This is a genomic window from Citricoccus parietis (assembly GCF_042433045.1).
Classification (GTDB): Bacteria; Actinomycetota; Actinomycetes; order Actinomycetales; family Micrococcaceae; genus Citricoccus; species Citricoccus parietis.
On the sequence record NZ_JBHLWH010000037.1, the window covers coordinates 1 to 21,590 of the forward strand.

The window sequence follows — 21,590 nt, forward strand, 5'->3', positions numbered from 1 at the left end:
TCTCTGTGAGCGAGGCCCCGGCCCGCAACCCCTCGCGAACCGCGACGGGTCAATACATACCGTCTAGAGGTCGAAATCGCACCGTTTACTGGCGGGTAACCGCTCGGAAGGGTGCGATTTCGACCGCCAGTTTCAGGGGTCAGAGTTGGAGTCGGGCGTCCAGCCACGCCAACGCCGGTGCCAGTCGCGTGCGCCAGCGGAAGGCCGCCTTGGTGTCAGCGCGCGTGGGGCCGCCGTTGAGGACTGCCACCGGCTTGCCCGCCTTCTCTGCGTCCAGCACGAATTTGAAGCCGCTCATGACGGCCAGTGACGTGCCGATCGCCAGGACGGAGCCGGCCCGCTCGAATGCCTGGCGGGCGGCGGCCTTCCGCTCGGCCGGCACGCTCTCGCCGAAGTAGACCACGTCCGGCTTCAGCTCCACCGAACCGCACACCAGGCAGCCGACCATGTGGAACCGGTCCACCCACTCCTGACCCAGCGTCACGTCCCCGTCCGGGTTGACCATCAGCGGGTCCACCTGGACCGCCTCGAGGTAACCGGGATTCGCCTCGACCAGCCGGGCATCGAAGGACCGGCGGTCCTCCAGGGCCCCGCAGTTCAGGCAGCTGACCCGGTCCAGATCCCCGTGCAGGGCCACCAGGCCCGGAGTGCCAGCCGCGGCGTGCAGTCCGTCCACGTTCTGGGTCACGACGCCGGCCAGGATCCCGGCGCGCTGCCAGCCCGCCAGGAGGTGGTGGGCCGGGTTCGGAGAGGCGGCGTCCATCTGCCGCCAGCCCACGAAGGACCGCGCCCAATAGCGGTGCCGAGCGCCGTCGTCGTGCCGGAACTCCTGGTAGGTCATCGGCCGGTGCCGCCGCAGCGACCCCTGCGGTCCGCGGTAGTCGGGGATGCCGGAGTCCGTGGAGATGCCCGCGCCGGTGATCACCAGCGGGTGGTGCTCCCGCAACAGGTCCAGGATGCCCGTTCGCGCGATGGCGGGATCCTGCGGCGGGGCCGCGTCCTCCACGATGCGCGCGATCGAGCGCAGGGCGGCCCGGTGACCGTTGGCGGCCGGATGGTCCGGGCGCAGGGTGGTGCCCGGAGAACCATCTGTCATCTCCACCGAATCGGCTGTCTCCGACGTCGCCGGCGTGCCCCGAGGAGGCTCGGCGGACGGTGGCTCAGTCGACATGACGACGATCAACCCTGCGTGCGGGGATCGTCATCCTCCTCGGATTCCTTCACATAATCCGCGTACTTGTCCGCGTAGTCGATGTACTGGTCATCGTCATGGCTGGAACCGCTGTTGCCGGCCAGCTCACGCTCCAGTGCCGACAAATCAGTGGCCGGGGAGAAATACTTCATGTCCCGGGCCTGCTTGGTTGCTTTTGCCTTTTGACGGCCGCGCCCCATGAGCGTGACCCCCTTTGTTGTCCGTCCCCGTGCTGTCAGCCCCTAGGCAGGGCTGGTCCGGAGTATGCACTGATCATGATGGTTCGTGGACACTAGGTTAACATGTTTCAGCACCCCTTGGAGCCGCCTGCCTGCGTGACGGCACCGAAAGGACCATGACCATGGACACACGCCCGGACGGGTCAGGCGACGAGTCAACCCCTGACGTCCCCGAACCCACCGACCCAGCAGGGACCCCGGAGTCGCCGGAGGCCTCTGAGACGGCCGATGTCGCCGGCTCCGGCGATCGCCACGTCCCCTACCTGCCGCCCCGCCAGCCGGATACCGCCCCGGCGCCCCGGCCCCGGCGGCAGCGCGGCTGGTGGATCGCCATCGGCGCCTTGGTGGTGGTGGCCCTGGCCGTGTTCGTCCTCTGGCCGCTGTTGAGCTCTGCGCAGAACGACCCGTCCGGTGAGACCCTCGAGCCCGGGCCGACCGTGTCCCGCAACGCCGAGCCCGGGGTGGACGGGATCGTGGCCCGCGAGGTGCCCCCCGCCCAGATCGTGCCCGGCGACTGCCTGACAGACTTCGAGTCCGTGGGCGAGCCGTCCACCGTGGTGGAGTGCAACCGCGACCACGAGGCCCAGCTGGTCGGCCGCAAACTCTGGCCCACCGGCCGCGCCTTCCCCGAAGACATGCAGGCGGCCGCCGAGCGGTTCTGCGCCATGATCGAGCTGGACAGCGCTGCGAACGCCCAGGTCATCGTCGAGATCTCCCACCCCACCCAGGGAACGTGGGACGAGGGCGACCGCCGCGTGGACTGCCTCGCCGTGGCCCATGACGGCACCCTGAACGCCTCCCTCGTGGCGGAGCCCGTCCTGGAGGACTTGACAGACCAGGTGGACGGCTAGCTGACGTCAGTCGGCCTTCCGGGTGACGGAGAGGCGGTCCTGCTCGTCGGCTTCAGGCCGCTCGCCCGCGGCGCGGTCCACCAGGACCGTGTCCCCATCGGCGATGGTGCCGGAGAGCAGGGCCCGGGCGAGCTGGTCACCGATCTCGCGTTGCACCAGGCGGCGCAACGGCCGGGCACCGTAGGCCGGGTCGAATCCGGTCAGGGCCAGCCACTCCCGCGCGGCGTCGGTGACCTCCAGGGACAGCCGGCGTGAGGCCAGGCGGCCGGCGAGCGCGTCCACCTGCAGGTCCACGATCCTCGTGAGGTCCTCGATGGACAGCGGGTCGAACATGATGATGTCGTCCAGCCGGTTGAGGAACTCCGGCTTGAAGGAGGAGTTGACCACCCTCATGACCGCGTCCCTCTTCGCCGCCTCATCCAGGCCCTGGTCCACCAGGAACTGCGAGCCCAGGTTGGACGTCATGATCAGGATGACGTTGCGGAAGTCCACGGTGCGGCCCTGGCCGTCGGTGAGGCGGCCGTCGTCGAGCACCTGCAGCAGGATGTCGAAGACCTCGGGGTGGGCCTTCTCCACCTCGTCCAGCAGGATCACCGAGTAGGGACGGCGCCGCACGAGTTCGGTCAGTTGGCCGCCCTCCTCATGGCCCACATACCCCGGAGGGGCACCGACCAGCCGGGACACCGTGTGCTTCTCCGAGTACTCGGACATGTCGATGCGGACGATCGCGTGATCGTCATCGAACAGGAACGCCGCGAGCGACTTCGCCAGCTCGGTCTTGCCCACGCCCGTGGGGCCGAGGAACAGGAACGAGCCCGTGGGACGGTCCGGGTCAGCGATGCCGGCACGGGAACGCCGCACGGCGTCGGACACAGATGACACCGCTTTCCGCTGGCCGATCAGCCGCTCACCGAGGTGGTCCTCCATGGACAGCAGCTTGTCCTGCTCGGACTGGAGCATGCGCCCGGCCGGGATCCCCGTCCATGCCGAGATGACCTCCGCGATGTCGTCCGCAGTGACCTCCTCGGACACCATGGTGTGCTGGTTGCCCTCCCCGCCGCCGGAGCCGGACTCGGCCTCCACGGCGGCCTGGATTCGCTTCTCCAGCGCCGGGATCTCCCCGTAGAGGATCCGGGAGGCCTCGGCCAGGTCACCGTCCCGCTGGGCCTTGTCCGCCGCGGAGCGCAGCTCGTCGAGCTTCACGCGCAGGTCACCGGCCTGGTTGAGGTTGGCCTTCTCGGACTCCCACTGGGCGTTGAGCGCCGCGAGTTCCTCCTTCTGATTGGCCATCTCCTCGCGCAGGGCGGCCAGCCGCTCCACGGAGGCCGGGTCCGATTCGTCCGCGAGCGCCAGCTCCTCCATGGTCAGCCGGTCCACCGAGCGGCGCAGCTGGTCGATCTCCTCGGGGGCGGAGTCGATCTCCATGCGCAGCCGGGAAGCCGACTCGTCCACGAGGTCGATGGCCTTGTCCGGCAGCTGGCGGCCGGAGATGTACCGGTCCGAGAGGTTGGCGGCGGCCACCAGGGCGGAGTCGGCGATGGCCACCTTGTGGTGGGCCTCGTAGCGTTCCTTGAGCCCGCGCAGGATGGCGATCGTGTCATCCACGGTCGGCTCCCCCACGTAGACCTGCTGGAACCGGCGCTCCAGGGCCGGGTCCTTCTCGATGTTCTCCCGGTACTCGTCCAGGGTGGTGGCGCCGATCAGGCGCAGTTCACCACGGGCCAGCATGGGCTTGAGCATGTTGCCGGCGTCCATGGCCCCCTCGGAGGCCCCGGCGCCGACGACCGTGTGGATCTCGTCGATGAAGGTGACGATCTGGCCGTCGGAGGCTTTGATCTCCTCCAGCACGGACTTCAGCCGCTCCTCGAACTCCCCGCGGTACTTGGCCCCGGCGATCATGGATCCCAGGTCCAGGGAGATCAGGGTCTTGCCGCGCAGGGATTCGGGGACGTCCCCGGCCACCATGCGCTGCGCGAGGCCTTCCACCACGGCGGTCTTGCCGACGCCGGGTTCACCGATGAGCACCGGGTTGTTCTTGGTGCGGCGGGAGAGCACCTGCACCAGGCGGCGGATCTCCGAATCGCGGCCGATGACCGGGTCGAGCTTGCCGGCGCGGGCGATCTCCGTGAGGTCGGTGCCGTACTTCTCCAGGGCTTGGAAGGTGTTCTCCGGATCCGGTGTGGTCACGCGGCTGTCCCCGCGGACCTCCTTGACGGCGGCGGAGAGCGCCTCCACGCTGGCACCGGCATCGCGCAGGGCGGTGCCGGCCTTGCCGGCGTCGGCGGCGAGGCCGAGTACGAGGTGCTCGGTGGAGACGTAGTCATCTCCCAGCGCCTCGGCCTGCTGCTGCGCCGCCTGGACCACCAGCAGTGCCTGACGGGACAGCTGGGCCTGCGCCACGGAGGAGCCGGAGCTGGCCGGCAGCTCCTTGATGGCGGTGGAGGCAGCGGTGGAGACGACGTCCGGGTCTACCCCGGCGGCCTTGAGGACCGCGACGGCCACGGAGCCGCGCTGGTCCATCAGCGCCTTGAGCAGGTGTGCGGGTTCGATCTGAGGGTTGCCGAGGGTGGAGGCGTTCATCGCCGCCCCGGACAGCACCTCTTGGCTCTTCGTGGTGAATTTGGCGTCCATGCCGGTCCTTTCTGCCACCGCCTCTGACATGCGGGGTGCCTGACGGTGAAGCGGGTCTTGCGAATCGGGTCCGTACTCAAAGTTGAGTCTACTTAACTCAACCCGGTTCTGACACCCGCTATTCCCCCTCTTTCGCCCCTCTTATGCCCCTCATGCATCCCGGTCCGTCGCGGACTCGACCCGACTCAGACCGTGTCGCCGGAGTCCTGCAGCACAGCCTCCACGTGGTCCACCTGCGCCTGCAGGATGGCATCGGCGTCCCCTCGCGACACACCGCTGAGCACACCGTAGACGTGGTGGTCACCCAGGGAGCGCCCACCGGCCACCAGCGTCGACTGCCCGCCCTGCCCGTCCGAGATCGTGAGGTACGTGGCGTCCAGACCGTCCAGTTGCTCGAAGGTGGCGGTGGCCCCGGCCTGCTCGTCGCTCTCCAGGGTTCCGCAGGCGGTGGGCAGCTCGGAGTAGATACCCATGATCTCCATCGGCTCGGCAGTCTGCGCCACCAGCAGCTGGACGCTCGGCGCTGCCGAACCGGTGGTGTTGACCGCCTCCAGGTCGGCCTCGTAGACGGCGGTGGCCCCTTGGACCGCTTGGGTCTCGAAGGCGTTGATCCCGTCCAGGAGGACCGCGCAGTCACCCTCGGGGGTGAACCCGGTCAGGTTGAGGTTCATGGTGAACGGGGCTCCGGCCACCAGGGACTCCTCCTTCGAGAGGACGGTCCCCACGGGAAAGTCCTGCTCGGGGAGGGTGAGTGCCACGAAGCCCTCGTCCGCGTCCCCGGCAGTGTTTCCGACATCTGCGGGGCTTCCGGTGGCTCCGGCGCCGTCGGTCGCCGGCGCGGAGGCTGCATCCGCCGACGACGTGGGCGAGTCGGCGCTGGACGCGGAGCCGGTTGAGGCCGGGGACTCGGAGGCCTTGCCGTCCACGTTGATCGAGACGCAACCGGTCAGCACGAGCGTGGATGCCGCCAGCAGTCCGGCGGCACGCAGGGTCAGGCCGGTACTCATGGACCGGGAAGCGGTCCGGGGTTCGGTGCCGCAAAAGCCTCGGGCGGCAGTCGGCGTGGAGGTTCTCGGTCGGCGTCGGCGCAGGTCAGTGGTCATGTTTTCCCTCGGTGGTGCGATGTATGGTGACACCTCCATCCTCCCATCGTCCGCTGGAGGGCCCGAGGCAGGTGCGTGCGGCCGTGGCCCGACGTCCGGGGGTACCCTCGGTACCATGCCCCGCCGACTGCTCCGCCGTCCGGCACCGGCGCATACCTACCTGCGGCCCCGGGTGACCCTGTTCCACGTGATCCGCCGGACCATCATGAAACTGGTGGACATCCAGGTGTGGGACGTGGCCGGTTCCATGACCTTCTACACGCTGTTGTCCACGGTGCCGGCGGCGATCTCGATGGTCTCGATCGTGTCCCTGCTGGGACTCGAGGACGAGACCGTGTTCACGGGCGCCGAACTGGTGCATGAGCTCATGCCGGGCGTGGACCCGAACGTCGTCACGTCGGCCCTGCTGGCCCTGGCCAACACCTCGGGCGGCGTGGTCGGGCTCGTCCTCGGCCTGGTCGGCTCCATCATCGCCGCCTCGAACGCCCTGGCGTCCTTCCACCGGGCGATGCACCGCATCCACGACACCCGTGAAGGCCGGCAGTTCCTGTGGTTCCGCGCGGTGATCTTCGTCGAGACCCTCGTGCTGATGATCGCCATGATCGCGGTGCTACTGCTCGTGCTGATCGGCGGCGGGCTCTCCGAACGGCTGGGCAGCGTCCTCGGCCTCACGACCGCGGCCGTCGCCACCTGGAACGCCCTGAAGTGGCCGGTCATCCTGGCCGTGCTGGTGCTGGCCGTCACCCTCGCCTACCACCGCGGCCCCAACGTGGTGCAGCCCCGCTTCCGCTGGCTGTCCTGGGGCGGGCTCACCGCCGTGCTCATCCTGTTCGCCATGACCATCGCGCTCGGCTGGCTCGCGGACCTGTCCGGTCCCTTCGACGAGATCCTCGGCACCCTGAACAGCCTCGTCGTCCTCCTGGTGGTGGTGTGGCTGGGCTTCATCGTCCTCGTGGCCGGCGCCGCCTTCGACGCCGAGCTGTTGCGCGGCCGCCAGCTGGCCGCCGGGCTGCCAGCCGCCGAGGCCCTGCAGCTGCGGACCCGGCACACCGGGGTGCTGGAATTCCTGGACGAGGACGCCGCCAATGCCCGCACGACCGCCCGGGCCGTGGCCGAGTCCGTCCGCACCGGCGAACCGGTCACGCTGTCCAGGAGTCCCTGGGTCGCCGAGGCCGAGACCCTGTGGTCCATCGACGCCGTGGACCGCGAGATCTCCACCGGCGCACCCTACGACGCCGGCTAGATCCAGCCCTGCTCCCAGGCCACCTGGGAGGCCTCCCGCCGGGTCCCCACGCCGAGCTTGCCCATGGCCGAGGACAGGTAGTTGCGCACCGTGCCCGGCGCCAGGTGCAGCCGCTCGGCGATCTGCTGCACGGTGGCCGCATCCCGGCCGGCCCGCAGCACGTCCAGCTCCCGGTCCGTCAGGGGGCTCCGCTCCCCGCCGAGGGCCGTGGCGGCGATGTCCGGGTCCACATACCGCTTGCCGGCGGCCACGTCCCGGATCACCTTGGCCAGTTCCTCGGCCGGCGTGGACTTCGGCACGAAGCCGGACACCTTCTCGTTCAGCGCCCGCCGCAGCACCCCGGGCCGGGCATGCCGGGTCACGATGATGACCTTCGTGGCCACCTGCCGCAGGATCTGCCCGGCGGCCTCCACGCCGTCCATCTCGGGCATCTCCAGGTCCAGCAGGCAGACGTCCGGCGTCAGGTCCCGGGCGGCGGCCACCGCCTGGAGCCCGTTGTCCACGCCGGCCACCACCTCGAAGTCCTCCTCCAGGCCCAGCAGGGTCTCAAGCGCGCCGCGGATCAGCACCTCGTCGTCGGCGATCAGCAAGCGGATCATGGGGTCGGCTCCTTCGGATGGACGGTGGAGGATTCAGGGTGGCCCCGGCCCGGCACTGCGGGCAACCGGGCCTCGAGGACGAAGGCGCCGTCGTCGTACCGGCCGGTCACCGATCCCCCGGAGGAGGCGAACCGCCGGTTCAGACCGGACAACCCCGTGCCCGACGCCGGCCCGCCCACCCCGCGTGCCCCGTGGCCGCCGGGTGCCCCGGCCTCATCGTTGACGTCGCTGCCGTCGTGACCAGCGGGCGCCTCGACGCCGTCGTTCACCATGGCCAGCCGCAGACCGTCGTCGATGGACTCCAGGGTGATGGACACCTTCGTGGCGGCGACATGGCGCAGGATGTTGGTGGCGCCCTCACGGACGGCCAGGCCGAGCAGGGTGCGCACGGCAGGGTCCTCGACCAGGACGCCCCGAATGGTGACGGTGGCACCCGACGCCTCAAGGACGTCCTTGGCATTGGCGATCTCCTCCTCGAGGGAGACCTCGCGCAGGTTGCGCACCAGCGAGCGCGTCTCCTCCAGGGCGGTGCGCGCGATCGTCCGGACCTCGTGGATGTTCGCTGCCGCGGCATCGGGTTGGCCCGCACCCATCAGTCGCTCCGCCAGTTCGGCCTTGAGGGCGATCACCTGCAGGTGGTGGCCCTGGATGTCATGCAGATCCGAGGCGAATCGCAGCCGTTCCCTGGCCACCGCCAGTTGAGCGGCGTCCCGGCGGGCTACGTCCAGCTCGACCACGATGTTCCACCACCATGCGGAGAAGAGGAAGATCGCCGGGACGAAGATGATGAAGAAGACGAGCGGGGGCACCTGCTGTGCGGCCGCCTCGCTGGGGACGACCACCCCCGTGATGAGTTGCCCGGCCCACCAGTGCACCGCGATCAGGGCAATCCCGACGGCGATGACCACCCGGCGGGTCACGCCGTGGACCAGGATGGCCAGGATGTTCGCGGCGATCCACAGGGAGATCCCCCCGGGGAAGGCCCCTCCCGGCAGCCACAGGGTCAGCACCCACGCGAGGCCCGCGGGTGCCAGCAGAAGCACGGTGGCCCACGGGCGCGGCCATCCTGCTCCCATGCCGTTCCTGACCAGCCAGCTGCAGACGGACTGGGTCAGCCCTCCGATCGCGACCAGCACGGCGGCAACGACCACCGGCCACCCGGACCGGCCGCCAGCCTCTAAGTGGAAGAACAGCAGCATGGTCGCCGTGATGAAAGCCATGAACACGGAGAACAAGACCATCGAGATGTAGGTGTACCACCAGGTGACCTGCACGCCGCGGACGGGCCGGCCGGGCGCCGTCGAGGGCAATTGCCCCGAGGGTCGGCTCACGGACGGTTCTGGCTGGCTCACGGTTCCAGGGTAGGCCGATGACAACTGTCACGGCGGCGCGGTGACTCTCACCCGTGAAGAGGTGACACCCGGGCACTGCCGCGGATCCGCCGTTCCGACGAGGCTGGAAGCACACCACCCGAAGAACAGCCGACCATCCGAACCGGGGTCCCGAACCGGCCTCGGCACCGAAAGGCACCGCCATGGACATCCTCGCCAACATCCAGTCCTTCACCGAGTCCCTGCCGAGCGCCCTGCGATTCCTCGGAGTCGTGCTCGCCGCCTTCATCCCCTATATCGAGGGTGAGGGCGCCGCCATCGTCGGCATCATCGCCGGCATGGAGCCCTGGCTCGCCATCCCGGTGGCCATCCTCGCCAACGTGGCGATCGTGGTCGTGATCGTCCTGTCCTTCGAGAAGATCCGCGCCGCGGTCATCAACCGCCGGATCGCCGCCGGCAAGACCCCGAAGCCGGCCTCGGAGAAGCAGCAGAAGGTCCGCCGCGCGCTGGACAAGTACGGCGTCCCCGGCGTCTCCCTGCTCGGCCCCTTCCTGCTGCCGACCCACTTCACCGCCGCCGCGTTGACCTCCTTCGGTATCACCAAGGGCCGGGTCATCACCTGGCAGGCCGTGGCCATCGTCCTCTACTCCACCGTGTTCGGGATGCTGTTCTACGGTGTGCTCTCCGTGGTGGCCTGAGCCGGTGCGGGCTACGGTGACACCATGACCTACTCGCCGGGACCCCACGACCTGACAGCGCTGACCCGCGCCACGCTCGAAGCCGCCCTGGACAACCCGCACGGCCGGCACGGTGACCTGCTGCTGCGGGACGGCCACCTACGGCAGTCGATCATCGCCCTGAAGTCCGGGGCGCAATTGGCCGATCACAACGCCCCGCCCGCCGCCACGTTGCAGGTACTGCTCGGCGCGGTGGACGTCACTGCCGGCTCCGGAGCGGATCTGCACCTGGAGCAGGGCCACCTCGTCCAGCTCACGAAGGAACGCCACGGCGTGACGGCCCGGGAGGACAGCGTCTTCCTGCTGACCACCGTGACCGGGGTGGACGAGGGCAGCCACGGGGACTGATCCCCGTGGCGCGTGGCAGCAACCACCCCCGGCAGGCCGCCCTCCGGCCCGCCCGGTGGCCCTCCCCTCTTCCCGGTAGACTGTCCGTCTCGACGCCCTGCACTGCAGCAGGGCCCCCCGCACCGGAAGACCCTTCATGACCCCGTCCCGCACCCGACTCGCCCTGGTGGCCGTCCTGGGAGCCGGCTCGCTGGCCCTGAGCGGATGTGCCGTGCTCGGCCCGCAGCTCGGCGGCTCCGCGGCCGGCGAAACCACTCCCCTGGTCGACAGCCTCGACCTGGTCAACCCCGGCCAGCTCACCGTCTGTTCCGATATCCCGTACCCGCCCTTCGAGTTCATGCAGGGCAGCGACCTGGTCGGGTATGACATCGACATCGTCCAGCGGATCGCCGACGACCTCGGTATCCCACTCTCCGTGGTGGACTCCTCCTTCGAGGCCATCGAGTCCGGGTCCTCGCTGACCGGCTGCGACATCAACGCCTCCTCGATCTCCATCACCGAGGCCCGCCAGCAGATCATGGCGTTCTCCGTGCCCTACCTGGACGACGACCTGGTGCTCGTGGCCGAGGAAGGGTCCGGCATCACCGACCTGGAATCGGCCCAGGGCAAGCGCGTGGGCGTCCAGGCCGCCACCACCGGCGAGGCCTTCGCCGAGGAGAACGGATTGGCCCCGATCCAGTTCGAGGACGGCGGCATGCAGATGGAGGCCCTACGGGCCGGCACCGTGGAGGCCGTGCTCGGCAACCAGTCCGTGGTGCTCTACAACGTCAAGGACGACCCCCAGTACGAGGTGGTCGCGGAGCTCCCCACCGGTGAGCAGCTCGGCGTGGCCGTGGCTCCGGACAAGGCGAAACTGCTGTCCGCCGTGAACGCGTCACTGCAGGGCATGGAAGAGGACGGCACCCTCGACGAGTCCCGCGCGCGCTGGTTCGGCGAGGCAGCAACGGAGGGCGACCAGTGAGCACCGTCAACACCACCGGTCCGGCATCGGGCCCCAACCCCTCTCCAGGCAACAGCCCGGAGAGGCGCCGCACGATGAGCAACCGGCGCCGCCGGCAGCTCTCACTCGGCCTGCAGGCCGGCGTCTTCGTGCTGGCCATCGTGATCCTCGTGGCCGTCATGGACTGGCCGACCCTGGGCCAGTCCGTCTTCAACTTCGCGGAGATCGGCCCCCTCTTCCCGGACATCATCCTGGTGGGCCTGGGCAACACCCTGCTGTACACGGCGTCCTCGTTCGTGGTCGGCCTGCTGGGCGGCACACTGCTGGCCCTGATGCGACTCTCCTCGTTCCCGCCGTACCGCTGGCTGGCCACCGCCTACATCGAGCTGTTCCGTGGCCTGCCCGCCCTGCTCGTCTTCATCGCCTTCGGCTACGGCGTGCCCTTCGCCTTCGGCGTCCAGTGGCCCATCCCCCTCGTGGTGATGGTCTCCCTGGGCATGGTCTCCTCGGCCTACATCGCCGAGACCCTGCGCGCCGGCCTGCAGGCCGTGCCGAAGGGCCAGGCGGAGGCCGCCCGCTCCCTGGGCATGCCGGCCTGGCGTGCCATGGTCACGATCGTCATCCCCCAGGCCTTCCGCCTGGTGCTGCCGCCCCTGACCAACGAGGTCATCCTGCTGACCAAGGACTCCTCCCTCGTCTACGTCCTGGGCCTGGCCGCCCACGAGTACGAGCTCACCAAGTTCGGCCGGGACGGCATCACCGCCATGGACGCCGGCCTCACCCCGGTGCTCGTGGCCGGTGTCATGTACCTGATCATCACCGTTCCCCTGTCCCTGCTGGCGCGGAAGTTCGAATCGCGCACCAACCGCACGCGCGTCTGAGAGGCCACGATGACCGAGACCACCAGCCACGCCAGCGCCATCCGCGCCGGCGGCGTCGCCATCACCGGCCTGCACAAGTCCTACGGCTCCAATGAGGTCCTCAAAGGCATCGACCTCACCGTGGCCCCCGGCGAGGTGGTGTGCCTGATCGGTCCCTCCGGCTCGGGCAAGTCCACCCTGCTGCGCTGCGTGAACCTGCTGGAGACCCCCAACCAGGGCACCGTGGCTGTTTCCGGCTTCGACGCCACCGATCCGGAAGTGGACCTCAACGCCATGCGCCGCCACGTCGGCATGGTGTTCCAGCAGTTCAACCTGTTCCCCCACCTGTCCGTGCTGGAGAACTGCACGGTGGCCCAGGTCAAGGTGCTGCGCCGCGCCAAGGGCGAGGCGGCCGGCGTCGCGCGCGAGAACCTGCGCCGTGTGGGGCTGGACGGCTTCGAGGACCGGTTTCCGGACCAGCTCTCCGGCGGTCAGCAACAGCGCGTGGCCATTGCCCGTGCGCTGTCCATGGACCCGCAGCTGATGCTCTTCGACGAGCCGACCTCCGCCCTGGACCCAGAGACCGTGGGCGAGGTGCTCTCCGTGATGCGCGGCCTGGCCGGCGCCGGGATGACCATGCTCGTGGTCACCCACGAGATGGGCTTCGCGCGCGAGGTCGCGGACCGCGTGGTGTTCATGGACGGCGGCGTGGTCGTCGAGGAGGGTCCCGCCGAGCAGGTCATCGGCTCCCCCACCCAGCCGCGTACCCAGGACTTCCTGCGCCGGGTCCTGAATCCGACCGACGTCGAGCTCTAGGCCGTCACCCCGGTCGCCGGGGTGTCCGGGTTGTAGTGCGCCTTCTGGGCGGGGTAGTAGTCGGCGAAGTCCACCGCGTCCACGTCTCCGCCGTCCAGGGCCACGGTGAGCCGGTCGAGGTAGTACTCCCAGCCGGGGCCGATGTCCCCGGCCTCGTCCTTCGACCCGGCCAGCGGCTGGCGGAAGACCAGGTCGGTGTCTGACCCCGCCCCCGCCGCGGCCCGGTCCAGGGACACCCGGAGGCGCCAGGGGTTGCCGTTCGGATCAGCCAGCGTCACGTGCAGGCGCGAGGGCCGTTCGCAGACCTCGATCACGCACTCGCCCGGATGCTCCGGCGCCTCCACCATGGCCAGCTGCACGCTGCCGCTGGCCGGATCCCCCGTGTAGGTGCCATACCAGCGCAACAGCTCCGGGTCTGCCAGGTAGCTCCAGACGTCCTCGGGCGGGTGGCCGAGGGTGCGCTGGATCTGGATCGTGGGGCCCTCCGGACCGTCGACGACCGACCCTGTGGGTTCACGGTGTTCTTCGTGGCGTGGCATGCGCCCATTGTGGACCCTCTGGCAGGCTGGGTCCATGCTGCCTGACCCGGACCAGTCCCCTGCCACTCCCTCCGCTGCCACTGCCCCCACTGCCTCCCCGTCCCCGTTCTTCCCGGACGGCCGGTCCATGTACGAGAGGATGGTCGCCGGTGATGCCTACCTCGCCGACGACCCCCAACTCGAGGAGCTCTCCACGGCGGCCGCCCTGCTGACGGAGCAGTACAACGCCACCTCCGTCACCGAGCCGACCCTCCGCCGGCGGCTGTTGTCCCAGCTGCTGGGATCCCTCGGCGAGGAGGTGGTGATCCGCCCGCCGTTCCACGTGGACTACGGGCGGTTCATCAGCATCGGTGACCGCACCTTCGCGAACTTCGGCCTGATGGTGCTGGACGTGGCCCCGGTGCGGATCGGTGCGGATGTGCAGATCGGCACGAACGTCCAGCTGCTCACCCCGACCCACCCGCTGGAGCCGGGCCCTCGCCGGGACAAGTGGGAGGGTGCCGAGCCCATCACCATTGCGGACAACGTGTGGCTCGGCGGCGGCGTGATCGTGGGCCCCGGCGTGACGATCGGCGAGAACACGGTGGTGGGCGCCGGCGCCGTGGTCACCCGGGACCTGCCGGCGAATGTGGTCGCACTGGGGGTGCCTGCCCGGCCGGTCAAGGACCTTCCCGCAGATCCCGACGGCGGGTGGTCCCGGAGGGCGGTCGAGGGCTAGTCAGTCATGGTCGGAACTGGCCGGCCGCTGACCGAAGTGGTCACGGCTAGCCGGCCAGGCCCGCGGAGGCCGGGCCGGCCGAACCGGCCTCATAGTCCTGCAACGGCACCTGCCCGGAGGCGTAAGCCGCGGCGATCTGGGCCAGGATGCGCCAGCCCTCCTCGGCGCCGTCACCGCGGACGGTGAAGGCCGTCTTGGCCTCGAGCACCCAGCGCAGCACCGAACCGTAGGCGGTCAGTCCCGGCTCGGGCAACTCCGTGGACAGCACCGTGCGGGTCATGCCCCGGGAGTCGAACGGGCCGCCCGCGTTGAGCTCCAGATCGATCCGTTCGTCCTCGAAGCCGACCCGCAGCACGTCCGGGGGCTGGGGTCCTGACGAGGGGAACTGCTCGTAGTCGTGTGGCGGGCGGCGGAAGACCACGGCGATCTCCTGCCGGGGCGAGCCGATGGCCTTGCCCGTCCGCAGCACCACCGGCACGCCGTTCCAACGCCACGAGTCCACCTCGACGACCACCTGGGCGAAGGTCTCGGTCTCGCGCGCCGGGTCCACGCCCTCCTCGTCCGCATAGGACGGCATGGCCCTGCCGTCCACGGTGCCGGCGGTGTACCGGCCGCGCACCACGGCCGGCGTCCCGTCCCCCGTCGCGTCCCCGGACCACAACCGGGCCGCCCGCAGGACGTGGGCGGTGTTGGCGGGGATCTCCACGCCGTCGAACCTGGTCGGCGGGTCCATCATCACCAGCGCCATGACCTGCAGCAGGTGGGACTGGATCATGTCCCTCGCGGCACCGGTGGCCTCATAGAACCCGGCACGCCCCTCCAGCCCGAGCACCTCGTCGAACACGATCTCGATCCGCTCGATGTGCTCCCGGTTCCACAGCGGTTCCAGGATGCGGTTCGCGAAGCGCAGGCCCACGAAGCCGAGCACGCCGGGCAGACCGAGGAAGTGGTCCACGCGGAAGATCCGCTCCTCGGGGACGAACCCTGCCAGCAGGGAGTTGAGGTCCCGAGCGGAGTCCAGGTCGGTGCCGAAGGGCTTCTCCAGCACGAGCACGGTGTCCTGTGGCAGCCGCCCCGAGTCATGCACCCGCGAGAGTGCCTCACAGGAGGCCATGGTCACGGACGGCGGGAGCGCGAAGTACAGGCCGAGAGGGCCCCCCACCTGGCCCAGCAGTGCGGCGAGGTGTTCGGGATCGGTGGCGTCCGCGGTGATCCATCGCGCCGAATCAAGCGTGTGGCGCACCGCCGGCAGGGCCAATTGATCCTCGCTGAGCTCAGCGGCGAACGCCTCCCGCACCACGGCCGCGAAGTCCTCCCGTTCGTCCAGGCCGGAGCCGACCAGCATGATGCCCCGTTCCGGCACCCCGGCGGCCAGGCAGGTGGCCAGCCCGGGCAACAGCAGCCGCCGGGTCAGATCACCCGCGGCACCGAAGATGACCAGCGTGCGCAGTTCGCTCATGAGCCCACCGTATCGGCCCGGGCCTATGCCAGGAACGGTTCATTCGGTAGACAGGGGACATGACGGACCAAACGCCCTCCGCCCACCCGCACCCGACCCAAGACTCAACGGAAGGGCCCGGATCCTCTCGCCCGCAGTCCCTCCATCCCACGGGGGCCACCCCGCTCGAGGACTACGCACTGCTGTCCGATCTGAGCACCGGACCGCTGGTGTCCCGGCGCGGGTCCATCGACTGGCTGTGTCTGCCGCGCTTCGACTCCCCCGCCCTGTTCGCCGCCCTCCTCGGAGGGCCCGACGACGGCCGGTGGAAGCTCTGGGCCGTGGACGGGGAGGTCGTGGAACGCCGCTACGTGCCGTACACCTTCGTCCTCGAGACCGTCTGGCGCACCCCGACCGGAACCGTGAGGGTCACCGACTTCCTGCCACCGGCCGAGGCACAGGACGACCTGTACCGCCGGGTGGAGTGCCTGACCGGCGAGGTGGTGGTGGAGCACGACCTGCGGATCCGCTTCGACTATGCCCGCGCGCTGCCCTGGTTCCGCCGCACCGAGGGCACCGAGGACACCGGGCCGGCGCTGCTGTGCACGGCCGGGCCGGACGGGGTGCTGGTGACCGGCCCGCTGCTCTACGCCACCACCCGGCCGACCGCGGATGACGAGCACTCCGCGGAGGCGGCCGGCGGCGGACAGGGCGGGGCCGGCGTCGGGAATCCCGTCAGCGGGGCCACCGAGCACGGGCGCGAGATCGGAGGCGAGGAACGGCCGGCGGGTTCCCCGGACTCAGGCGGCCTCCCGGCACCCCGGCTGGCCGGCCGGTTCCGGTTGCGCGCCGGCGAGCGGCTGGACTGGGTGTTGACCTGGTTCCCCTCCTGGGAACAACCTCCGGTCCCGGTGGAGCCGGCGGCGGCTCAGCGCCGGACCCTGGCGTTCTGGACCGACTGGGCGTCCCGGCTGCAGGTCGATTCGCCGGAGGAACACCTCGTGGCACGGTCCCTGCTGGTGCTGCGGGCGCTCACCAACCTGAAGACGGGCGGGATCGTCGCGGCGCCCACCACCTCGCTGCCGGAGGAGTTCGGCGGCTCGCGGAACTGGGACTACCGCTACACCTGGCTGCGGGATGCGGCCCTGACGATCGAGGTCCTCGTCTCCCACGGGTTCACGGAGGGCGCCCTGCACTGGCGGGACTGGCTGCTGCGGGCCGTGGCCGGCGACCCGGAGAAGCTGCGGATCATGTACGGCCTCGCCGGCGAACGGGAGCTGGACGAGAAGGAGCTGGACCACCTGGCCGGGTATGCCGACTCCCGCCCGGTCAGGATCGGCAACGGCGCGGCGGACCAGTACCAGGCCGATGTGGTCGGCGAGGTGATGCTCGCCCTCGCCGAACTCCGGGACGCCGGCGTCACCGAGGACGAGTACTCGTGGCGGCTGCAGAAGTCCCTGCTGTCCTTCTGCGTCCGCAACATCGACCGCAAGGACCACGGGATCTGGGAGATGCGCGGCGCACCGCACTTCTTCACCCATGGCCGGGTGATGATGTGGGCGGCGTTCAACGAGGGCATCCGAGCCGTCACCGAGCAGGGGCTGGACGGGGACGTGGAGTCCTGGACCCGGCACCGCGACGCCCTGCGTGCGGAGATCCTGGAGCGCGGCTTCAGCACCGAACTGGACTCATTCACCCAGACCTACGGCGGCAGCGAGGTGGACGCCTCCCTGCTGCAGTTGCCACACACCGGCTTCCTGGCCGCCGACGATCCGATGATGCTCGGCACCGTGGCCGCCATCGAGCGGGACCTGATGGGCACGCGCGGGCTGGTCCACCGCTACCGCACCGGTTCCGACCTCGACGGCCTGGAAGGGCACGAATACGCGTTCCTGATCTGCTCGTTCTGGCTGGTGGAGCAGTACGCCGCGTCCGGCCGGTTGGCCGACGCCGAGGAGACCATGACGCTGTTGTGCTCCTGCGCCACCGACCTGGGTCTGCTGGCCGAGGAGTACGACGCCGGCTCCGGGCGCCTGGCGGGCAACTTCCCGCAGGCGTTCTCCCACCTCGCGCTCATCCGGGCCGCCGACGCCATCCAGAAGGCGCGCCGCCACCCCGGCTGAGGGCCCACTGACCTCGAACCGCCGGGATGTCCTTCGGTCAGGCTGAAGGCATGATGGCCCGCCCCCGGGTCACCGGGGACGGGCCATCATGACGCTCCGCTGGCATCAGCGGTGCGAGATCAGATCTTCTTGCGGGCCTGCTGCATCTTCTTGCGGGCGGTGCGCAGCGCCTCGGTCTGCTCCACGCGGGCCTTGTTGATGGCCTCGGCCTTCTCCGCGGCGGCGGCGCGGATGGTCTCGGCCTGGTCCTCCTTGGCGGCTTCGATCGCAGCGACCTTGGCCTCCTTCGCGGCACCCAGCTTGTGGGCCCGCTTGGACGCCGCGGCGTTCTTGCGGCCGGTGCGGTTCACGGCACCGTCCACCATCAGGGCGGTGCCGATGCCGAAGAGGAACACGTCCTTGGCCACGGCGGTGCCCTGCTCGGAGGGGCGGATGCCGTCCGACTCGGTCATGAAGTCGGTGTTCTTGTACATCGCCAGCAGGCCGCCGGAGAAGGCGGTCAGGGCGGCACCGGCCAGCCAGCCCGGCACGAACGGCAGCAGGCAGGCGGCGCCGATGCCGATCTCGGAGGCGCTGATGAACTGCTTGAACTGCTTCGGGGTCAGGTCCTTGAGGAATGGAAGCCCGTTGGCTCCCAGGTCCCTCATCTGTTCAGCCTGCTCCTCCGTGAGCTTGGTCTTGTTGATGCCCGAGTTCAGGATGAAGGCTCCGGCGGTCAGCCGAAGCGGGAGCTGCGCGATGCTCATGGAATTTCCTTCCGAAGGTCTTCTCTGGTTCCAAGGTCAGCCTATAGGCACACGGGGCCCACGGGGAGACCGATCGGTAACCTCGGTCCATCGTGGCCGGACAAACCCGGATCAACCCGGGCGGACCTGGGCGGCCAGGGGCGATACTGGGGTGATGGATGAGAACGCGAGCCAGAACCTCTGGGCCACCATGGTGGCCAACGATCCCGAGCACTCCCGCCGCTATGCCGAGCGCTGGCGCCGCCTGGCCTCCGAGGGTATGGACCTGGACGGGGAGGCCCGGCTCATCGATGCGATGGCCTCCCGCGGCTCCCGGATCCTCGACGCCGGCTGCGGCACCGGCCGCGTGGGCGGCTACCTGGCGAGGAGCGGCCACCAGGTGACGGGTGTGGACCTGGACGAGCACCTCATCGAGGTCGCGAACGAGGACCATCCCGAGGCCGACTGGTACGTGGCGGATCTCGAGTCACTGGACGCGGAGGCCCTGGCCACCCTGGGCGAGTCCGAGCCGTTCGACCTCGTCTTCTCCGCCGGCAACGTCTTCGGCTTCCTCTCCCCGTCCTCACGCGGGGACGTGCTGCGCCACCTGCGCGGCCTGCTGCGGGACGGCGGCCGTGCGGTGATCGGCTTCGGGGCCGGGCGCGGCTATGACTTCGCCGATTTCGTGGACGACGCCGGCCGGGCCGGCTTCCATTGCCAGGGCCAGTTCTCCTCGTGGCAGCTCGACCCCTTCACCGACGACGCCGACTTCCTCGTCGCGGTCCTCTCCCGCTGATCCCCACTGCGGCCCGGCACTCCGGCGCCGGCTACTCCTCCTCGGCCCCGTAGGCGTCCTTGGCCGCGTCCATCAGGCCTTCGATGCTGAACTTCGTCATGCCCATCATGGCGCTCTGCACCCGGGCCGCCGCGTCCTGGTCCTCACCGGCCAGCAACTCGAACAGCACCTGCGGGACCACCTGCCAGCGCACCCCGTAGCGGTCAGTGACCCACCCGCACGCGACCTCCTGCCCGCCTCCTGCAGTCAGGGCCGTCCAGAAGTGGTCGATCTCCTGCTGGTTCGCACACAGGACCTGGAAGGAGACGGCGTCCGTGTAGGGCACCGGTTCGGTCGAGCCGTTGAGCGCCACGAAGCGCTGGCCGTCCAGCGTGAAGTCCACCGTCAGCACCTCACCGCGCTCCAGCACGGTCTCCCCCTGCGGCGCCACATCGATGTTGCTGCGGTGGACGGCGCCCACGTGGGTGTCGGGGCGGTATCCGGCGAAGGCCTCCACGTAGAACCGGGCGGCCTCCTCCGCCTGCCCGGTGAACCACAGGCAGGTGACGAGCTGGTGTGCGGTGGCGGTGGTGGGGCGTGGCGCGCTCATACGTCCAGTGTCCGCCTCGCTGCCGAAGTGGGTCCACCATTCGCCGCCAGCCAGACACCGGCCGATGCAGCCAGACCCAGACAGACCCAGGCAGATCCGAACGGGCTCAGGCGAAGTTCGGGACGATCGTCCGGCGAATCGCCTGGGCGATGGTCGAGTAGTCCGTCAGCGGGTCCTGACCCAGGACGGCGGCCCAGTACTGGAGCATGTCCTCCACGTACCGGTGGCCGTGGCCGCCGGGCACGGAAACGGACTGCGGCATGTCCGAGGCCACCTGCCAGAACGTCACCCAGGGCTGCCACTGCAGGCTGCGGGAGACATCCGAGCCGGCCTTCTCCTTGGCCCAGTCGGGCTTGCGCCACAGTAGGTCCGGGCTCCACCACACCACAGGGTCGGAGGCGTGCTGGGCCACCACGATCCGGGGGCTGTCCCACGCACCGTAGGGGACACCGGTGACATCGGTGACCAGGTCCTCGGGCCGCGTCGCAAATCGGACGTGCCGGCCGTCGTCGATCACGGGGGCGATCTCCGGGGTTCCCCGCCGGCGGAACGGCACGAGGGACTCCCAGAACTCGGCGAACCGCGGCAGGCCGGACCAGACGGCACCGTCCACGCGGCCGATCATGTCCTCAAGGCCCTCGAAGGCCTTGGTACCCCCGAGGGCGCCCAGTGATTCTCCGCCGACCAGCAGCTTCGGCCGACGCTCCGGGGGGCGTTGTTCCAGCTCCTCCTCGATCGCGGCGAGCAGGGCGCGGGCGGCCAGCACGGGTGAGATCCGGTCGGCGATGAAGGCCACGCCGGAGGGCAGGTAGGTGTACTGCATGGATGCCAGTGCGCAGTTGCCGCCGGTGAGGAACTCCACGGAGGAGGCGGACCATTCCTGCAGCCAGCCGGTCCCCGTGGTGGTCAGCACCAGGAGCACCTCGCGGTCGAAGCCCCCGGTGCGGTGCAGTTCGGCGACGACGGCCGCTGCGGTCTCCTCCAGGTCCCGCCCCTCGCGCCACCCGGCATAGGCCCGGATGGGTGTCAGGGCCGGCTTGCCGGTGGCCTCTTCGATGTCCACGGCGCGGGGCCCGTCCGAGACGACGGCCTGCCCCTTGGCGCCCAGGGTGCTCCAGTCCTCGAAGGAGGCGGTGGAGCCGGAGCGTTCGGGTTCCACCGGGCGGACCCGGCCCGGCAGCAGCTTGGCGTTGGTCTCCTGGGCGGTCTTGGACAGCCACTCCAGGAGCCGGCGGTAGACCACCTTGTCCAGCACGAAGGCCGTCCCCGTGGCCGTGGCCCCCGCGCCGATGGCCGCGGCGACCGGGGCGGGCATCACCGGCTTGAGCGCCGAGGAGAGGTTGGTGGCGATCGAGTTGATGCCCCGGCCGACCGAGACGAGTCCGGCGGTCAGGGCCAGGCCGCCGACCACGCCCACCATGTGCTCTCGGCTGCGGATGGGGCGGGCCTCCATCAGGCCGGCGATCTCGGTCTGGGCCCTGAGGTTGCGCAGCCAGGACAGCCCGCTGATGCCGAACATGAGCCACGGCAGGGCCTCGGTGGCGGGCCGGGCCTTCTCCTCGTCGATCCTGATCTCGATCCCGAGCTGCCGGCCGACGGCCCGAGCCGCTGCCGTGCCGGCGGCGCCGACCACATAGCCGAAGGTCTGGGATATTCCGGTGTTCACGGCCGTCATCCACCACGTGCGCGGAATGAAACTGGGGGACAGTGAGACCCAACTCATGACGTGGGCTCCGACCAGCCCGGCCGCGTCGGGTTTGAAACGCATACCT

Annotated in this window: 21 protein-coding genes; 10 read left to right on the plus strand and 11 right to left on the minus strand. The window is 70.0% G+C overall.

The genetic code is table 11. The features are described 5' to 3' along the window. Positions 1-139: 139 nt before the first annotated feature. Positions 140-1,096 carry a Sir2 family NAD-dependent protein deacetylase gene (locus ACFFIO_RS12505; RefSeq protein ID WP_378042232.1) on the minus strand — a complete coding sequence of 319 codons (957 nt, stop codon included), beginning with the start codon at positions 1,094-1,096 and terminating at the stop codon, positions 140-142. Positions 1,097-1,179: 83 nt separating this feature from the next. Next, positions 1,180-1,392: a DUF3073 domain-containing protein gene (locus tag ACFFIO_RS12510; protein ID WP_115932047.1), complete on the minus strand. Its 213-nt coding sequence runs from the start codon at positions 1,390-1,392 to the stop codon at positions 1,180-1,182. 161 nt (positions 1,393-1,553) lie between these two features. Between ACFFIO_RS12510 and ACFFIO_RS12515 the strand changes: the two genes are divergently transcribed. Beyond that, complete coding sequence (locus ACFFIO_RS12515) at positions 1,554-2,282, plus strand: hypothetical protein (protein WP_378042234.1); 729 nt, start codon at positions 1,554-1,556, stop codon at positions 2,280-2,282. Between the two features lie 6 nt (positions 2,283-2,288). Here the strand turns inward: ACFFIO_RS12515 and clpB are convergent, their stop codons facing one another. Next, positions 2,289-4,913: an ATP-dependent chaperone ClpB gene (gene clpB / locus ACFFIO_RS12520; RefSeq protein ID WP_378042236.1), complete on the minus strand. Its 2,625-nt coding sequence runs from the start codon at positions 4,911-4,913 to the stop codon at positions 2,289-2,291. Positions 4,914-5,098: 185 nt separating this feature from the next. Then, positions 5,099-6,016, minus strand: a complete 918-nt coding sequence (locus ACFFIO_RS12525; protein WP_378042237.1) for a hypothetical protein — start codon at positions 6,014-6,016, stop codon at positions 5,099-5,101. Between the two features lie 115 nt (positions 6,017-6,131). Here ACFFIO_RS12525 and ACFFIO_RS12530 point away from each other — a divergent pair, with 115 nt between their 5' ends. Next, positions 6,132-7,259: a YihY/virulence factor BrkB family protein gene (locus tag ACFFIO_RS12530; RefSeq protein WP_378042239.1), complete on the plus strand. Its 1,128-nt coding sequence runs from the start codon at positions 6,132-6,134 to the stop codon at positions 7,257-7,259. Here ACFFIO_RS12530 and ACFFIO_RS12535 read toward each other — a convergent pair. Continuing rightward, positions 7,256-7,858, minus strand: a complete 603-nt coding sequence (locus ACFFIO_RS12535) for a response regulator transcription factor (RefSeq protein WP_378042241.1) — start codon at positions 7,856-7,858, stop codon at positions 7,256-7,258. The two genes, ACFFIO_RS12530 and ACFFIO_RS12535, sit on opposite strands and share 4 nt — an antisense overlap. Further along, positions 7,855-9,210: a sensor histidine kinase gene (locus ACFFIO_RS12540; RefSeq protein ID WP_378042242.1), complete on the minus strand. Its 1,356-nt coding sequence runs from the start codon at positions 9,208-9,210 to the stop codon at positions 7,855-7,857. The genes ACFFIO_RS12535 and ACFFIO_RS12540 overlap by 4 nt, the downstream gene beginning before the upstream one ends. Positions 9,211-9,392: 182 nt before the next feature. Between ACFFIO_RS12540 and ACFFIO_RS12545 the strand changes: the two genes are divergently transcribed. The 5 genes from ACFFIO_RS12545 (at position 9,393) to ACFFIO_RS12565 (ending at position 12,890) form a co-directional block, all read left to right on the plus strand. After that, on the plus strand, positions 9,393-9,887 hold the full coding sequence (locus ACFFIO_RS12545; protein ID WP_378042243.1) for a small multi-drug export protein: 495 nt from the start codon (positions 9,393-9,395) through the stop codon (positions 9,885-9,887). A gap of 24 nt (positions 9,888-9,911) precedes the next feature. Then, the gene (locus ACFFIO_RS12550; RefSeq protein WP_378042244.1) at positions 9,912-10,274 is read left to right on the plus strand and encodes a cupin domain-containing protein; all 363 of its coding nucleotides are present in this window, start codon (positions 9,912-9,914) and stop codon (positions 10,272-10,274) included. Positions 10,275-10,410: 136 nt separating this feature from the next. Then, positions 10,411-11,235, plus strand: a complete 825-nt coding sequence (locus ACFFIO_RS12555; protein WP_378042245.1) for an ABC transporter substrate-binding protein — start codon at positions 10,411-10,413, stop codon at positions 11,233-11,235. A gap of 74 nt (positions 11,236-11,309) precedes the next feature. After that, the gene (locus tag ACFFIO_RS12560; protein WP_378042246.1) at positions 11,310-12,095 is read left to right on the plus strand and encodes an amino acid ABC transporter permease; all 786 of its coding nucleotides are present in this window, start codon (positions 11,310-11,312) and stop codon (positions 12,093-12,095) included. Between the two features lie 9 nt (positions 12,096-12,104). Then, entirely contained in the window at positions 12,105-12,890 is a 786-nt protein-coding gene (locus tag ACFFIO_RS12565; protein WP_378042247.1) for an amino acid ABC transporter ATP-binding protein, read from the plus strand. On the opposite strand, the gene ACFFIO_RS12570 is transcribed toward ACFFIO_RS12565, so the two are convergent. After that, entirely contained in the window at positions 12,887-13,429 is a 543-nt protein-coding gene (locus tag ACFFIO_RS12570) for an SRPBCC domain-containing protein (RefSeq protein WP_378042249.1), read from the minus strand. The two genes, ACFFIO_RS12565 and ACFFIO_RS12570, sit on opposite strands and share 4 nt — an antisense overlap. 127 nt (positions 13,430-13,556) lie before the next feature. Between ACFFIO_RS12570 and ACFFIO_RS12575 the strand changes: the two genes are divergently transcribed. Beyond that, complete coding sequence (locus ACFFIO_RS12575) at positions 13,557-14,147, plus strand: sugar O-acetyltransferase (protein ID WP_378042280.1); 591 nt, start codon at positions 13,557-13,559, stop codon at positions 14,145-14,147. Between the two features lie 46 nt (positions 14,148-14,193). On the opposite strand, the gene ACFFIO_RS12580 is transcribed toward ACFFIO_RS12575, so the two are convergent. Then, complete coding sequence (locus ACFFIO_RS12580; RefSeq protein ID WP_378042251.1) at positions 14,194-15,606, minus strand: glucose-6-phosphate dehydrogenase; 1,413 nt, start codon at positions 15,604-15,606, stop codon at positions 14,194-14,196. A gap of 59 nt (positions 15,607-15,665) precedes the next feature. Between ACFFIO_RS12580 and ACFFIO_RS12585 the strand changes: the two genes are divergently transcribed. After that, the gene (locus tag ACFFIO_RS12585) at positions 15,666-17,708 is read left to right on the plus strand and encodes a glycoside hydrolase family 15 protein (protein ID WP_378042253.1); all 2,043 of its coding nucleotides are present in this window, start codon (positions 15,666-15,668) and stop codon (positions 17,706-17,708) included. 119 nt (positions 17,709-17,827) lie between these two features. On the opposite strand, the gene ACFFIO_RS12590 is transcribed toward ACFFIO_RS12585, so the two are convergent. Then, positions 17,828-18,454 carry a hypothetical protein gene (locus ACFFIO_RS12590; RefSeq protein ID WP_378042254.1) on the minus strand — a complete coding sequence of 209 codons (627 nt, stop codon included), beginning with the start codon at positions 18,452-18,454 and terminating at the stop codon, positions 17,828-17,830. 154 nt (positions 18,455-18,608) lie between these two features. Between ACFFIO_RS12590 and ACFFIO_RS12595 the strand changes: the two genes are divergently transcribed. Further along, a complete protein-coding gene (locus tag ACFFIO_RS12595) occupies positions 18,609-19,229 on the plus strand; it encodes a class I SAM-dependent methyltransferase (protein ID WP_378042256.1) in 621 nt (206 codons plus the stop codon). A gap of 31 nt (positions 19,230-19,260) precedes the next feature. Here the strand turns inward: ACFFIO_RS12595 and ACFFIO_RS12600 are convergent, their stop codons facing one another. Together ACFFIO_RS12600 and ACFFIO_RS12605 are read right to left on the minus strand one after the other, a co-directional pair. Then, positions 19,261-19,818, minus strand: a complete 558-nt coding sequence (locus ACFFIO_RS12600; RefSeq protein WP_378042258.1) for a VOC family protein — start codon at positions 19,816-19,818, stop codon at positions 19,261-19,263. A 106-nt stretch (positions 19,819-19,924) separates the two neighbouring features. Beyond that, on the minus strand, positions 19,925-21,586 hold the full coding sequence (locus ACFFIO_RS12605; RefSeq protein ID WP_378042260.1) for an alpha/beta-hydrolase family protein: 1,662 nt from the start codon (positions 21,584-21,586) through the stop codon (positions 19,925-19,927). Positions 21,587-21,590: the final 4 nt, after the last annotated feature.